Source organism: Leisingera aquaemixtae, from assembly GCF_001458395.1.
In the GTDB taxonomy this organism is placed as follows: Bacteria; Pseudomonadota; Alphaproteobacteria; order Rhodobacterales; family Rhodobacteraceae; genus Leisingera; species Leisingera aquaemixtae.
The window spans coordinates 25,546-38,511 of sequence record NZ_CYSR01000004.1; the positions used below are offsets into that span (position 1 = coordinate 25,546).

Genomic DNA, 12,966 nt, shown 5'->3' on the forward strand with positions numbered 1-12,966 from the left:
ATGGGTCTGTTCACAATGCCCTCGCTTGGCTCCGACATGGAGAGCGGCACGCTGGCGGAATGGCTGGTGGCACCGGGCGATACGGTGGCGCGCGGCGATGCGGTTGCGGTGGTCGAAACCCAGAAGGGCGCGATTGAAATCGAGTGTTTCGAGGCCGGCACGGTGCAGGAGCTGAAGGCGCAGCCCGGCCAGGTGCTGGCGGTGGGGGCGCCGGTGGCGGTCATTCTGGCGGCAGGCGAGGCGGCGCCGGAGCCGGAAGCCGCGCCTGCCCCTGCGCCGCCGCCTGCTGCGCCTGCCCCGGCTGCTGCGCCGTCTGCCGTGGAGAGGGCAGGGGTGGGGGCGGTCAGGGCGTCTCCGGCGGCGCGGCTGCGGGCGGCGGAGCTGGGGGTGGATTTGGGCGGCCTCAGGGGCAGCGGCCCGGGCGGCGCCATCGTGCTGGCGGATGTGGAAGCGGGCGGCGGGGGCGGCACTGGCAAACCGGCCTCCCGCCTGGATGAGATGCGCAAGGCGATTGCCGCGGCGATGACCCGCGCCAAGCAGACGATCCCGCATTTCTACCTGTCCCAGACCATGGACGTGCAGGACGCCATCGACCTGCTGGCGGTGCGCAACTCGGAGGCGCCGCCGGAGGAACGCATCCTGCTGGGCGCGGTGCTGCTGCGGGCGGCGGCGCTGGCGGCGCAGAAGGCGGAGACCCTGAACGGGCATTACACCGATGGCGCTTTTCAGCCCGCCGCGCAGGTCAATCCCGGTCTTGCGGTGGCGCTGCGCGGCGGCGGGCTGGTGGCGCCGGCGCTGGAGGATGCGCCGTCGATGCCGCTGCGCGAGACCATGGCGGCGATGCGCGACCTCGTCTCGCGCGCGCGGGCGGGGCGGCTGACCGGTTCCGAGATGACCCGCGGCACCCTGACCGTGTCCAGCCTGGGCGGCACCGGCGGCGAGGTGATGGCGGGGGTGATCTTTCCGCCGCAGGTGGCGCTGATCGGGATCGGCGCGCCGCAGCTGCGGCCCTGGGTGGCCGGCGGCCGGATCGTGCCGCGCACGGTCGTGACCGTGACCGTGGCCGCCGATCACCGGGTCAGCGGCGGGCGGCAGGCGGCCCGGTTCCTGAGCGAATTCGAAACACTGGTTTCCCAGCCGGAGGCGTTATGACCCAGACCGATATGCGTGCCGTTTTCCTGGAAGAGCTGACCCGGGTGGCTCCGGACATTGACCCCGCGGGGGTGTCGGACGGGGATCATCTGCAGGATGATCTGGAGCTGGATTCGATGGATATTCTGAATCTGGTGGCCGCCCTGCACCAGCGGCTTGGCATCGAAATCCCGGAGGCGGATTACCCGCGGATTGCCACCGCGGGGGCCGCCGCCGCTTACCTGTCTGCCGCGGCGGCTGCGGATTAGGCGGTTGCGGCGGCGCTGAGCGGTTTTCCGCCCGGATGGGGCCCGCTGCGGCCTGTCAGGGCGGGCGTTTGATCTTAATTAAAGCGGCCCCGGCGGGCAGGTGGCACAATGGCAGCAAGGTGAAATCCGCTGCGAGGAGATGAACAGATGCCAGAAAAACCGACATACCAAAATGCGGGTGTTTTTGCGGAGGCGCTGAAGCCGTGGCAAAGCGCGATGCAGTTCAACCCGATGTACAAGCCGCAGGTGGAGCAATTCTGGAACGTTCAGGAGAAGTTCCTGGATGAAGCGGAGGTCTTTGCGCGCCATTGGTTCGAGCGCCGGCACGAGGCGGCGCGGACGGCGCTGGACGCGGCCCGGACCATTGCCTCGGACAACCCCGGCGCGCCGGTTTCGATGGCCGAGGCCTTTGCGGAATGGCAGCGCCACTCGGCAGAGCGCATCGCCGAGGACAGCCAGGAATGGTTCGGCATGATGTCCCGCTGCGCCCGCTACATGAGCGATACCGAAGCGGATGCGGTGGAAGAGACCATCGGCGAAGCAGTGAAGATGACCAAGAAGGCCACCAAGACCGCGCAGTCCGACCCGGTCTGAGCCGGTCTGAGCCTGTCTGAACCGGACAGCGCCCCGCCGCCATGCGGGGCGCTTTGTTCGTTCAGCCGATGCGGTAGAGCGCGGCTATCGAGCCGAAGTAGACCGCCAGCACCAGCCAGGAATCCAGGCCCGCGCCCAGGATCCTGGGGGTGCGGCGGATCAGCAGCCCCGCGACATAGATCGCCGTCACCAGTATGCCGGCGGCAATGCTGAGCTGGGCGCCGGTGGTGGCATGGTCCAGGATCGGGCCGCCGCGGAAGGCGATGTCGGCCGGCAGCAGCAGGGCCAGCATGATCAGGTTGCTGCCGAAGATGTTGGAAATCGCCATCGTGTAGGCGCCGATGCGGGCCGCCGCCAGCGTCGTGCTGAGCTCCGGCAGCGACGTTGCCGCCGCCAGCAGGGTCACCCCGACAAAAGACGCGCCGAGCTGTGTCCGCTCTGCCAGCAGATCGGCACTGAGCGCCAGCGCCGCGCCGGCCGCCAGGATCAGCAGGCTGCAGACCGCAGAGCGCAGCAGCAGCACACGGTTGCTGGCGGCGTCCTTTGCGCGCAGATGGGCGCGCAGGGTCTTGTGGCGCTCCTGCTCGCCGGGGAGGTCGACCGGCGCCCAGGTGGTTTTGCGGTCAAAGACCCGCAGCAGGTAAATCACCAGCGGAAACCCGGCCGCCAGCAGGATGGCGCCCAGCCCGATCCCCGGACCGAGGTCGAGGTCGCCCAGAAAGGTGACGCACAGCAGGACGCTGAGCAATGCGATCAGCAGCACCGCCAGCAGCGCATGGTTGGGTTTGCGGGGCCAGGAGGTCAGCGCGTAGCGCACCGCAAAGATATCGGCGGCCGCCAGGATGGCGGTCTGCATGGTGATGCCGCCGAACATGTTGCCCAGCACCAGCTGGGCATTGCCCACCTGCGCCGCGGTGACGGTGGTGACGATCTCCGGCAGTTCGGTGACGGTGGCGAGGAACAGCAGGCCGACGAATTCCTTGGCCAGCCCGTAGCGCTCCGCCAGTTCATCCCCGGCCATCGCCAGCCGGGTGCCCGCAAGCCACACCACCAGCGCCGCAGCGGCAAACACAGCGGCAAGTCCGTAGACGGGCAGGGCATCCGGGCTGGGCACGGGAGCCGCGGTCAGCCGGACATCAGCACCGGAATCCGGGCCTCCCGCAGCACGTGTTCGGAGGCGTCTCCGAAGATCAGCCGGTGCAGCCTGGAGTGGCCGTAGCCGCCCATGATCACCAGATCGCATTGCTGGCTGGCGGCCTCCATCAGGATGCGGATGCCGGGCGGATGCTCGGTGTCCTGGATCTGGCGGACCTCCGCCGTGACGCCGTGGCGGAACAGCAGGCGGGCGATTTCATGGCCTTCGGTGGCGAACTCGGCAGAGCGGTGATGCGGTTCCTGGATGGTGACGACCTCAGCAAAGGCGGCGCGCTGCAGGAAGGGCAGGCCGTCATGCAGGGCGCGGGCCGACTCGCGGCTGCCGTTCCAGGCGGTCAGGATTCGGGTGCCGACCGGCTTGCTGTCCCAGTCGTCCGGCAGCAGCAGCACCGGGCGGCCGCTGTTCACCACCAGATCCTTTTGAAACCCGGCCTGATCGAAGCGTTCCTGCTGCCGGTCGGGCAGCAGCGCCACGATCAGATCGCAGCGGGTGGCCGAGTCCAGCAGCTCGTCCGCGGCGTCCGGCGAGCGGGCCGCGCGCGAGCGCCATTCGGCGGTGCAGCCGGCCTGGTCCGCCGCGGCCTGGAACAGGTTCTCGATCTTCCGGTCCTCTTCGGCGACGCGCCGGTTGAAGTCGCCCAGCACGATTTCATCGGAGGCGATTGCGATGCCGGAGTAGGGCACCAGCGCCTCGCGCGTGTGCAGGCCGGTCAGATGGGCGTCGAACTGCCGCGCCAGACCGCAGGCCGCCGGCAGCAGGTGCGCGGCGGCGAACTCCGACGTCAGGCAGGCAAGAATGGTCTTGTAACTCATGGCTTGGGGGTTCCTTCCCGGATGCGGATGCCTGCAGCGCTGGCGGCGCCGCGAGGCCTGCCTATGAGATATAGCAGATCGCCCCGGAGTCAGGCGTTGATGCCGGTCAAACGGTCACGGGGGGCGGCGCGCTTTAACGCTGGTTAATGCGCAGGGCGGCGGTCTGGCGGAGTGTTGTGGATACAGCGACTCATCAATTTTCGAAGGAACCCGGATGATGACCGACAAACAGGACCCGAAACACACTGAACCCGCGGCCAGCCAGGACACCGGGGTTGCCGAGCGCACCTGGGGGCCGCTTTGGAACATCCGGGACGAGATCGACGATCTGCTGGAGGATCTGAACGCCGGCAGCTTCTTTGCGCCGCTGCGCCGCCGCAGAAAGGGGCAGGGGCGCCGGATCAGCGGGGCGCTGCCTGAGTTCACCTGGAAAGTGCCGGTGCTGGATGTGATCGACAAGGAGGACGAGCTGAAGCTGAGCGCCGAGCTGCCCGGCCTGACCGAAGACGATATCGACCTGCGGGTGAGCGACAGCATGCTGACCCTGCGCGGCGAAAAGAAGGAAGACCGCGAGGAAGGCGACAAGGACGGCGACTTTTACCTGCGCGAGCGGCGGTTCGGTTCATTCGAGCGCAGCATCCGGATTCCGGAGGGCATCGACCGCAGCAAGATCGACGCCACCTTCAAGAACGGGGTTCTGACCGTGCGCCTGCCGAAGACGCCCGAAGCCCGCACCCCGGCGCAGAAGATTGATGTAAAACCGGCCTCCTGACGGGGCCGGGCGCAGGTGACGGGCAGGCCGCCGGCGGCAGGGAAAGGAGAGGCCCATGCTTGTAGAAGAGATCATGTCGGTCCCCGCACGGTTTGCCCGCCGCGGGGACAGCGTGGCCAGCGCCGCGGAGCAGATGCGCAGCCTTGGGATCGGCGTGCTGCCGGTTGTTGAAAACGACGAGATTGTCGGCGTCGTCACAGACCGGGACCTTGCCCTGGTGCTGGCCGGGCGGGACAGCGCGCTGAACGGGCTGACCATTGCCGCGGTGATGAAGGCCGGGGTGATCTGCTGCCGGGCGGAGGACAGCATCGAAGCCGCGGCGGCACTGATGGGCGACCACCAGGTGCGCCGCCTGCCGGTGCTGGATGACAGCGGGCGGCTGGCCGGCCTTTTGTCGGTGACGGACATTGCCGTCCATGCCTCAGAGCAGCTGGCCGGGGAGGCCCTGGGCGAGATTGCCGAGTACCGCTAGTCCGGCGGCTAGTCCGGCAGCGGCGTGATTTCGGCCGCCAGGCGCTCCGGCTCCACCCCGGCGATCTCCGACAGGGTGGCAAGGTTGGTGATCCGGATATCCATGTGATCGGCGGTTTCGACCAGCCCGTTCCTGACAAAGCGGCGCAGGGTGCGGCAGACGTGGACGGCGGTCAGGCCGGTGAAATCGCCGATATGCCGCTGAGTCAGCGGCAGGTGGAAGGCGCAGTTGTCCGACAGGCCCAGCGGTCTTAGCCGCATGCACAGCTCAATCAGCGCATAGGCGATGCGGCTTTCGGCGCTGCCGCGCCCCAGCCGCAGCATCCGTTCCGACAGCCGCGCCCGCTCGGCGGCCTGAACCTGTTCGTTTGCCCGCGCCAGACGGGGGGACTCGGCCAGCATCCGGTGCCAGACCGCCAGCGGAATGACGGAGACCAGCGCCCCGGTGACTGCCTCGATGTTGAGCCCGGCCGTCTTGCCGTCCGCCGAGGTCGGATCCGCGATATCGCCCGGCAGCATGAAATCAATCAGCTGCACTTCACCATTCAGAGAGGATTTCGAGGTCGCCAGCCAGCCCTCGATCACCACGATGACCTTGCAGTTGTGCTCGCCGTCGTGCAGCAGGATCTTGTTGGCCGGCACCCGCTGCACGTTTCTGCGGAAGCTGTTCAGCGCGGTGTCATCGCTGCCGAAGTCCATCGCGCCAACCCGGAGGCTGGTCACGTTGGTGTATTGTATCGGAATTGCGCCTTGCCGTGTCACTGAAACTTTCCCCGCAAGAAATGGCAGTAGGGATCCTGATCCGCATACCGTACCGCACATTGACCGGCGGTAGAGTGGCATGGCCCCGCGGTGCAAGCGACACGATACTGGCGCAAAGCGATTCTGTCGACCGGACGCGGCGGTGCGCCGCAGGGGCGCCGGGGGCGGGGGCGGTGCCAGACCTGTTCCCGGGGCGGTGCCGGGCGGCTTCAGCGGGGGTCCGAAAGCGGCCGCATCTGCAGCCGGAAATCCTCTGTTGCCTGGAACGCCACGCCGTTGGGCACCTCCTCCCAGGGCTCATCAAAAGTGACGGGTTCGGAGGCGACCTCAACCGACCGGTAATCCGTATTATGGTGATGTTTGACGTGGGTCTCGCCGCAGACGGTGCAGATGTGCAGGTGGTCGCGGCGCAGGTGATACAGCGAGCGGTTGAGCCGCGCGCCCGCCAGCTGCTGCCCGTCGGTCAGGACGATGTTGAGGCCGGGCGGCCGGGAGGGATCAATCTCCGCGCACCAGGCGGCAATCCGGTTGAGCGCCTGCCGCACGGTGTCCAGCAGCCCCTTTTCGGGATGCCGCAGGATCAGGCTGAGCAGGTAGCGGAACACATGCTCGCTGTCGGTCTGGCCGTGGATCGAGGACCGGTGCAAGGGGTCCATCGCGTCCAGCAGGCGGAACCGGATCTGGCCGAAGTTCGGAATGGTGCCGTTGTGCGCGAAGATCCAGCGCCCGTGGTGGAAGGGGTGGGTGTTCTCCAGACTGGTGGCGCCGACCGTTGCGCGGCGGACATGGGCCACCGCGGTGCGGCCATAGATCCGTGCTGCGGCCTTGGCGAAATGCTCGCCGTGATAGGCTGCCCAGACCTGTTTTTCGATGACCGGAACGCCGTCGGGATAATCGGCCACCCCCCAGCCGTGGCCGTGCATCATGCCTTCCATGTCGCCCTTGCTTTGCGCCATCAGGGCGTTCTGGGCCTTGACCAGACCGCATTCGACGCGGGTCGGCTCATTCGCGTGCATGGCATAAAGGCGGCACATATTTTTACCGGTCAGCTCGGTCCAGGGGATAGTGTGATAGTATGCCCTGCAGGTGCAGCCGTAAAGAAGGGGGGCAGCCTTGGACCCGAGCCGGACCGGGGATAAGCGGGGCAGAGCCGTGGATGCAATTGCCGGCAGGCTGGCCCGGGACGAGCCCGCGCTGCGGTCCTCGCGCGATCTGTGGCCGGGCGTGCGGCAGGGCACCGGCAGCGGCGCTTCGCTGTTTATCGGCGATATGGTTGGCATTGCCCTGTTCACGCCGGCCATGGCCGGAACCCGGGATTACCGGATGGCGCTGCTAGCCAAACCCGGCGATGCGGTTGTGGTGCGGCAGCGCAGCCCCGGCTTTGAGGCCTATCTGGCGGAGTATCTCGGCATCCGCCAAGTCCGCTTTCTGGAGGCGCAGGGCACGGACCCGGCGCCGGTGGCCAAACAGTGCCGCACCAGCCCGGCGCTGTTTGGCCCGCTGCTGGAGCTTTTGCAGGCGGCCGGGTCGCTGACCCTGCACGGCTATCTGGTGACCGGGCACCTGTGGCAGCTGGCCCAGGCGCTGGCCGCTGCCGCCGGTTTGCCGGTCTATGTCGCAGGCCCCTCGCCGCGGATGTCGCGCCGGGTCAATGACAAGCTGTGGTTCTGGGAGGTGGCGCGGGAGATCGCCGGGCCGGAGTCGGTGCCGCCCACCGCCTTTGCCTTTGGCCCGGCGGCGGCGGCGGGGCAGATCGCCCGGCTGGCGCGGGTGTCCGGGCAGGTCGTGGTCAAGGTGCCGGACAGCGCCGGTGCGGCCGGGAACATCCGGTTCGGCGCGGCGCAGCTGGAGGGCCTTGGTCCGGCGGCGCTGCGCGCCCTGCTGGAGCAGCGGCTGCGGGCGGCCGGCTGGGAGGGCGGCTACCCGGTGCTGGTGGGGGTGTGGGAAAGCGGCGTGGAAAAGAGCCCGTCGGTGCAGATGTGGCTGCCGCAGGCCGCCGGCGGGCCGCCGGAAATCCTCGGTCTGTTCGAGCAGCGGGTGCAGGGGCGCGAGGGCAGGTTCGCGGGCGCGCGCTATGCCAGCCTTTCGCGGGACACCGAAGACACGCTGGCGGCGGACGCCCTGCGCCTGGGCGCCTTGTTTCAGCAGGCCGGGTATTTCGGGCCGTGCTCCCTGGATGCGGTGCTGCGGACGGATCCGTCAGGGGCGGAGCAGATCCACTGGATCGAATGCAACGGGCGCTGGAGTGGCGTGTCGATCCCGCTCGCCGCCGCCACCGGGCTGCTGGGGCAGCGTCCGGGCGGGATTGTCATCGTGCAGGAATACCTTGCGGATCAAGCCCCGCATGACACCGCCTGGCAGTGCAGCCGACTCGGCGATCTGCTGTTGCGGCGCGGCCAGTCGCGCGAAGGGGTGATCCTGGTGTCGCCGCCGCGGCCGCAGCGGGCCTCTCTCAACGCGGCGGCGGTTGCGGGCAGCCAGGCGCGGGCAGAGGCGCTGATGGATACGGTGTTCGAGCGGATCAGCCCGGCCGGCTGAGCAGGGCCGCTGCGGGCGGCATTGATGCCCATTAATGCGGCCCGCGCCGAAATGGCCGATCCTGACCCCGCACATATCAGCGGGAGGGAAGAGGATGTCGACCACGGGTATCAAGACGCTGGATCATGCGCCGCAGGTTTTTGCCGAATGGCTGAACCAGCTGTGCGAGGATCTGGAATGGCCTGACAAGTCCAGGGCCTATCTGCTGCTGCACGAGACTTTGCATGCGATCCGCGATTTCCTGTCGGTTGACGAAGCCGCCGACCTGGCGGCGCAGCTGCCTGTTCTGGTGCGCGGCGTGTTTTATGCCGGCTGGGACCCGTCCAAGACGCCGGCCAAGCCCCGCAGCAAGAAGGACCTGCTGGCCCGCATCGAGGCGCGCTTTGACAAGGATCCGCTGGACGACCCCGAGCGCGCGGTGGCGGCGGTGTTCGACCTGCTGCGCCGCCACGTCTCGAAAGGGGAGTTCGACCAGGTCAAGAACGCCATGCGCAAGCCGATCCGGGACCTTTGGGACTAGGCAGTGGCGCGCGAGCGCCCTGCCACGGCGGCGGGCTATTGGGTGACAACCACGGTACAGGCCGCGTGGTGCAGGACCTTCTGGGAGACGCTGCCCAGCAGGATCTCGCGCACCAGGCCCAGCCCGCGCCGGCCGATGACGATCATCGCGGCGTTTTCGGTGTCGGCGGTTTTCAGAATGGCGTCCGCGTAATCGCCGGCGCAGAGGTGCGTGACCACATCCTGCGCGCCCGCATCCCTCGCGCGGTGCTCTGCCCAGTCGAGGATCGTCTCGCCAACCGCCAGGATCGCATTTGCCTTCTCATGCTCCTCTGCGGCGCTGGCAAACAGCCCCAGAAAGTTGGCGGGCTGGCCGCGGGGCGTCAGGTTCTGAGCCGCAGCCACATGCGTGTACAGCTGCTCCGTCTCGGCGAGCTGCATCATCTCTGCGGGCGGGCGCCCGTGCAGGTAGACGTGAACGATGCTGAGGCCGTGGCCGAGCTTGTCCGACAGCCTGGCGGCAAAGTCCACCGCGCGGTTTCCGGCGTGTGATCCGTCCGTGGCAGCAAGAATTCTGTCAGTCATGGCCAGCCCCCTGTTCTCCAAGCGATTCCCGGAAAATGTAATCCGGCACCGGGCGGACCGCATTGCCTCGCGTCAACCCCGCACGCAGTTCCAGAGCGCGGCAGCGGCCCGCCGCGCAGGACATGACAGCGCAGCCGTCTGCGGCCCGTTGCCTTCCTTGCCATGTTCACTAAAGTGCCATGCTTCACCACAGCGCGCCGGGTGCCCGGCCTGACCTGACGTTCCCGAGGAGAGCACAAGATGACCCCGCTGGTGCGATATCTGCCCATTCTGGATTGGGGCCGCTCCTATACCGGCGCCCAGATGTCCAGCGACCTGATCGCGGCGGTGATCGTCACGATCATGCTGATACCGCAATCGCTGGCCTATGCGCTGCTGGCCGGGCTGCCGCCGGAGGCGGGGATCTATGCCTCGATCGTTCCGATCCTGCTCTATGCGGTGTTCGGAACCTCGCGGGTTCTGGCGGTGGGGCCGGTGGCGGTGGTGTCGCTGATGACGGCCGTGGCGGTCGGGCAAGTGGCCGAACAGGGCACCATGGGATATGCGCTGGCGGCCCTGTCGCTGGCGCTGCTGTCGGGGGTGATGCTGCTTGCGATGGGCCTGCTGCGGCTGGGGTTTCTGGCAAATTTCCTCAGCCATCCGGTGATTGCGGGATTCATCACTGCCTCGGGCGTTCTGATTGCGGTCAGCCAGCTGAAGCACATTCTGGGGGTGCCCGCGCAGGGCCACACGCTGCTGGAAATGGCCGCCTCTCTGGCCGCCCATGCGGCTGAGACCAATTGGCTGACCCTGCTGATCGGCGCCGGGGCGGTTGCCTTTCTGTTCTGGGTGCGCAAGGGGCTGAAGCCGCTGCTGCTGCGGCTTGGCCTGCCGCCGGGGCTGGCAGATTTCGCCGTCAAGGCGGGACCGGTTGGCGCCGTGGTTGCCACCACGGTGCTGGTCCAGGCCTATGGCTTGCACACCCAAGGGGTCGCCATCGTCGGCGCGGTGCCGCAAAGCCTGCCGCCGCTGACGCTGCCCTCATTCTCGCTGGAGCTGCTGAACACGCTGCTGGTGCCGGCGCTGCTGATTTCGGTGATCGGGTTTGTCGAATCCGTCTCGGTGGCGCAGACGCTGGCCGCCCGCAAGCGGCAGCGCATCGACCCCGATCAGGAGCTGATCGGCCTGGGGACGGCGAACCTTGGCGCTGCGTTCACCGGCGGTTTTCCGGTGACCGGCGGATTTGCCCGGTCGGTGGTGAATTACGACGCCGGGGCCGAAACCCCGGCGGCCGGCGCCTTCACCGCCGCCGGTCTGGCCATCGCCGCGCTGTTCCTGACCCCGCTGGTCTATTTCCTGCCCAAGGCGACGCTGGCCGCCACGATCATCGTCGCGGTGCTGAGCCTGGTTGATTTCTCGATCCTGAAACGGACGTGGGTCTATTCCAAGGCGGATTTCCTGGCGGTGGCGGCAACGCTGCTGATGACGCTGGGCCTGGGTGTCGAGGCCGGGGTGTCCGCCGGGGTGATCATGTCGCTGCTGCTGCATCTCTACAAGACCTCGCGCCCGCATGTGGCCGAGGTCGGCCGGGTGCCCGGCACTGAGCATTTCCGCAATATCCGCCGTCACAAGGTGGAGACCAGCCCCGGCCTTCTGAGCCTGCGGATCGACGAGAGCCTGTATTTCGTGAACGCACGGTTTCTCGAGAACCTGGTGCTCGACCGGCTGGCCCGGGACAAGGATCTGCGCAACGTGGTGCTGATGTGCTCGGCGGTCAATGAGATCGACTATTCCGCGCTGGAGAACCTGGAAGCGATCAATCAGCGGCTGAAGGAGCAGGGGATCGGCCTGCACCTGTCCGAGGTCAAGGGTCCGGTGATGGACCGGCTGCAAAAGACGCATTTCCTGGAGGAGCTGAACGGGCGGGTCTACCTGTCGCAATTCCACGCCTGGCAGGAGCTTTCCGGGGCAGCCTGATAAAGCCCTGCGAGGCACCCGGTAAACCGCGCGCCGGGATCACGCCGGGTTGCCGATTCGGATCGATTCCAGATGCTCGGGCACCCGGACGCGGCGGTGCAGCTCATGCGAGATGCGACGCCTGAGCGTGTCGGCGGCCTCGGTTTCGCCGTGCGTGAGGTAGGTCATGGCCGGCGCCGGGCCTGCCGCCATCCAGCGCAGCAGCTCATCAGCGTCGGCATGGCCCGAGAATGTCTCAAGCTGGGCGACGCGGGCGCGGATCACGTGGTCCTGGCCGAAGATCCGCAGCCGCCGCTCTCCCGCCGCCAAGGAGGCGCCGCGGGTGCCGCCCGCCTGATAGCCCGACAGCACGATCATGGTGCGCAGGCTGCCGCCGAAGTTCACCACGTGATGCAGGATGCGGCCGCCGGTGATCATGCCGCTGGCCGACAGGATGACCATCGGTCCTTCCAGCGTGTTCAGCTCCCTGGACTCGGCCACCGAATTGGTCCGGGCCGGAAGCTGGAAGACGGCGGCGCAGTCCTGCCGGGGGATGCGGTGCTCGGCGCAGTGGCGGAGATAGATATCGGTGGCGTCCGACGCCGTCGGGCTGTCCAGGAACACCGGAACCCGCGGGATCCGGCCAGAGGCCATCAGGCGCGACAGGTGATAGGTAATGCCCTGGGCGCGCCCGACCGCAAAGGCGGGGATCAGCACGATGCCCTTTTGCTTCAGGAACGGGGCGAGGATGCCCGCCAGCTCATCCTCGGGCGGGATGGCGGGGTGCAGGCGGTCGCCGTAGGTCGACTCGCAGACCAGCACATCGGCGCCGGGGAAAGGCTCCGGCGGCGGCATCAGCGGGTCGCGGTCCTGGCCCAGGTCGCCGCTGAAATGCACCGTCCTGCCGCCGATGCTGACCCGGATCTGTGCCGCCCCCAGCAGGTGTCCCGCGCGGATGAACTCGGCGCTCAGGCCGCCGCCAAGATCCAGCGGCACCCCGAAGGGATGCGTCTTGAACCGCCGCAGGGCGGCGCGGGCGTCCTGTTCGGTATAGAGCGGATTGGGCCGCTTGTGCCGGGAATAGCCCTTGCGCCGGGCGTGCTGGGCTTCCTCCTCCTGCAGGCGGCCGCTGTCGGGCAGCAGCAGCCCGCACAGGTCGCGGGTGGGCGGCGTGCAGTAGACCGGCGCCCGGCAGCCCGACCGGATCAGCGCCGGCAGATAGCCGGAATGGTCCAGATGGGCATGGGTCAGCAGGATGGCGGTGATCGAACCGGGGCGCACCGGGAACGGCTTGCGGTTGCGCCGCCTCAGCTGCTTGTAGCCCTGGTACAGCCCGCAATCGACCAGCACCCGGTGCTGTCCGGCCTCGATCAGGTAGCGCGAGCCGGTGACCGTTCCCGCGGCTCCGAGGAAACGCAGCCTGGCACTGTCTGGCGGCGGCAT

The 12,966-nt window shown here is 68.0% G+C and carries 14 protein-coding genes; 8 read left to right on the plus strand and 6 right to left on the minus strand.

Translation table 11 applies throughout. The features are described from left to right. The 3 genes from PHA8399_RS01975 to PHA8399_RS01985 all read left to right on the plus strand — a co-directional run bounded on the left by PHA8399_RS01975 (position 1) and on the right by PHA8399_RS01985 (position 1,994). Positions 1 to 1,152: a dihydrolipoamide acetyltransferase family protein gene (locus PHA8399_RS01975; protein WP_058284539.1), complete on the plus strand. Its 1,152-nt coding sequence runs from the start codon at positions 1 to 3 to the stop codon at positions 1,150 to 1,152. Continuing rightward, positions 1,149 to 1,400, plus strand: coding sequence for an acyl carrier protein (locus PHA8399_RS01980; RefSeq protein ID WP_058284540.1), 252 nt, complete (start codon positions 1,149 to 1,151; stop codon positions 1,398 to 1,400). Before PHA8399_RS01975 ends, PHA8399_RS01980 begins: the two co-directional genes overlap by 4 nt. A 147-nt stretch (positions 1,401 to 1,547) precedes the next feature. Further along, the gene (locus PHA8399_RS01985) at positions 1,548 to 1,994 is read left to right on the plus strand and encodes a hypothetical protein (RefSeq protein ID WP_058284541.1); all 447 of its coding nucleotides are present in this window, start codon (positions 1,548 to 1,550) and stop codon (positions 1,992 to 1,994) included. A 61-nt stretch (positions 1,995 to 2,055) separates the two neighbouring features. Here PHA8399_RS01985 and PHA8399_RS01990 read toward each other — a convergent pair whose 3' ends face one another. Together PHA8399_RS01990 and PHA8399_RS01995 are read right to left on the minus strand one after the other, a co-directional pair. Continuing rightward, positions 2,056 to 3,108, minus strand: coding sequence for a sodium:calcium antiporter (locus tag PHA8399_RS01990; RefSeq protein WP_058284542.1), 1,053 nt, complete (start codon positions 3,106 to 3,108; stop codon positions 2,056 to 2,058). Between the two features lie 11 nt (positions 3,109 to 3,119). Then, positions 3,120 to 3,962 carry a universal stress protein gene (locus tag PHA8399_RS01995; protein WP_058284543.1) on the minus strand — a complete coding sequence of 281 codons (843 nt, stop codon included), beginning with the start codon at positions 3,960 to 3,962 and terminating at the stop codon, positions 3,120 to 3,122. A gap of 217 nt (positions 3,963 to 4,179) precedes the next feature. Here PHA8399_RS01995 and PHA8399_RS02000 point away from each other — a divergent pair, with 217 nt between their 5' ends. Both PHA8399_RS02000 and PHA8399_RS02005 read left to right on the plus strand, forming a co-directional pair. After that, the gene (locus PHA8399_RS02000; protein ID WP_158509247.1) at positions 4,180 to 4,734 is read left to right on the plus strand and encodes an Hsp20/alpha crystallin family protein; all 555 of its coding nucleotides are present in this window, start codon (positions 4,180 to 4,182) and stop codon (positions 4,732 to 4,734) included. Positions 4,735 to 4,789: 55 nt separating this feature from the next. Continuing rightward, entirely contained in the window at positions 4,790 to 5,206 is a 417-nt protein-coding gene (locus PHA8399_RS02005; RefSeq protein WP_058284545.1) for a CBS domain-containing protein, read from the plus strand. Between the two features lie 8 nt (positions 5,207 to 5,214). Here PHA8399_RS02005 and PHA8399_RS02010 read toward each other — a convergent pair whose 3' ends face one another. Together PHA8399_RS02010 and PHA8399_RS02015 are read right to left on the minus strand one after the other, a co-directional pair. After that, positions 5,215 to 5,967 carry a Crp/Fnr family transcriptional regulator gene (locus tag PHA8399_RS02010; protein ID WP_058284546.1) on the minus strand — a complete coding sequence of 251 codons (753 nt, stop codon included), beginning with the start codon at positions 5,965 to 5,967 and terminating at the stop codon, positions 5,215 to 5,217. 209 nt (positions 5,968 to 6,176) lie between these two features. Beyond that, the gene (locus PHA8399_RS02015) at positions 6,177 to 7,001 is read right to left on the minus strand and encodes a class II glutamine amidotransferase (RefSeq protein WP_058284547.1); all 825 of its coding nucleotides are present in this window, start codon (positions 6,999 to 7,001) and stop codon (positions 6,177 to 6,179) included. A gap of 118 nt (positions 7,002 to 7,119) precedes the next feature. Between PHA8399_RS02015 and PHA8399_RS02020 the strand changes: the two genes are divergently transcribed. Further along, positions 7,120 to 8,505 carry a preATP grasp domain-containing protein gene (locus tag PHA8399_RS02020; RefSeq protein WP_058284548.1) on the plus strand — a complete coding sequence of 462 codons (1,386 nt, stop codon included), beginning with the start codon at positions 7,120 to 7,122 and terminating at the stop codon, positions 8,503 to 8,505. 94 nt (positions 8,506 to 8,599) lie between these two features. After that, positions 8,600 to 9,025: a DUF2267 domain-containing protein gene (locus PHA8399_RS02025; RefSeq protein WP_058284549.1), complete on the plus strand. Its 426-nt coding sequence runs from the start codon at positions 8,600 to 8,602 to the stop codon at positions 9,023 to 9,025. 35 nt (positions 9,026 to 9,060) lie between these two features. On the opposite strand, the gene PHA8399_RS02030 is transcribed toward PHA8399_RS02025, so the two are convergent. Then, positions 9,061 to 9,588, minus strand: coding sequence for a universal stress protein (locus PHA8399_RS02030; protein ID WP_058284550.1), 528 nt, complete (start codon positions 9,586 to 9,588; stop codon positions 9,061 to 9,063). A gap of 240 nt (positions 9,589 to 9,828) precedes the next feature. Here PHA8399_RS02030 and PHA8399_RS02035 point away from each other — a divergent pair, with 240 nt between their 5' ends. Next, positions 9,829 to 11,544, plus strand: a complete 1,716-nt coding sequence (locus PHA8399_RS02035) for a SulP family inorganic anion transporter (protein ID WP_058284551.1) — start codon at positions 9,829 to 9,831, stop codon at positions 11,542 to 11,544. A gap of 39 nt (positions 11,545 to 11,583) precedes the next feature. On the opposite strand, the gene PHA8399_RS02040 is transcribed toward PHA8399_RS02035, so the two are convergent. After that, on the minus strand, positions 11,584 to 12,966 hold the full coding sequence (locus tag PHA8399_RS02040) for an MBL fold metallo-hydrolase RNA specificity domain-containing protein (RefSeq protein ID WP_058284552.1): 1,383 nt from the start codon (positions 12,964 to 12,966) through the stop codon (positions 11,584 to 11,586).

Bases quoted from the DNA above. Each gene is read 5' to 3' on its own strand.
- PHA8399_RS02035 (WP_058284551.1), top strand. From the start codon at position 9,829: ATGACCCCGCTGGTGCGATATCTGCCCATTCTGGATTGGGGCCGCTCC.
- PHA8399_RS02030 (WP_058284550.1), bottom strand. From the start codon at position 9,588: ATGACTGACAGAATTCTTGCTGCCACGGACGGATCACACGCCGGAAAC.
- PHA8399_RS02040 (WP_058284552.1), bottom strand. From the start codon at position 12,966: ATGCCGCCGCCAGACAGTGCCAGGCTGCGTTTCCTCGGAGCCGCGGGA.
- PHA8399_RS02025 (WP_058284549.1), top strand. From the start codon at position 8,600: ATGTCGACCACGGGTATCAAGACGCTGGATCATGCGCCGCAGGTTTTT.
- PHA8399_RS01985 (WP_058284541.1), top strand. From the start codon at position 1,548: ATGCCAGAAAAACCGACATACCAAAATGCGGGTGTTTTTGCGGAGGCG.
- PHA8399_RS01995 (WP_058284543.1), bottom strand. From the start codon at position 3,962: ATGAGTTACAAGACCATTCTTGCCTGCCTGACGTCGGAGTTCGCCGCC.
- PHA8399_RS02005 (WP_058284545.1), top strand. From the start codon at position 4,790: ATGCTTGTAGAAGAGATCATGTCGGTCCCCGCACGGTTTGCCCGCCGC.
- PHA8399_RS02000 (WP_158509247.1), top strand. From the start codon at position 4,180: ATGACCGACAAACAGGACCCGAAACACACTGAACCCGCGGCCAGCCAG.
- PHA8399_RS01980 (WP_058284540.1), top strand. From the start codon at position 1,149: ATGACCCAGACCGATATGCGTGCCGTTTTCCTGGAAGAGCTGACCCGG.
- PHA8399_RS02015 (WP_058284547.1), bottom strand. From the start codon at position 7,001: ATGTGCCGCCTTTATGCCATGCACGCGAATGAGCCGACCCGCGTCGAA.
- PHA8399_RS01975 (WP_058284539.1), top strand. From the start codon at position 1: ATGGGTCTGTTCACAATGCCCTCGCTTGGCTCCGACATGGAGAGCGGC.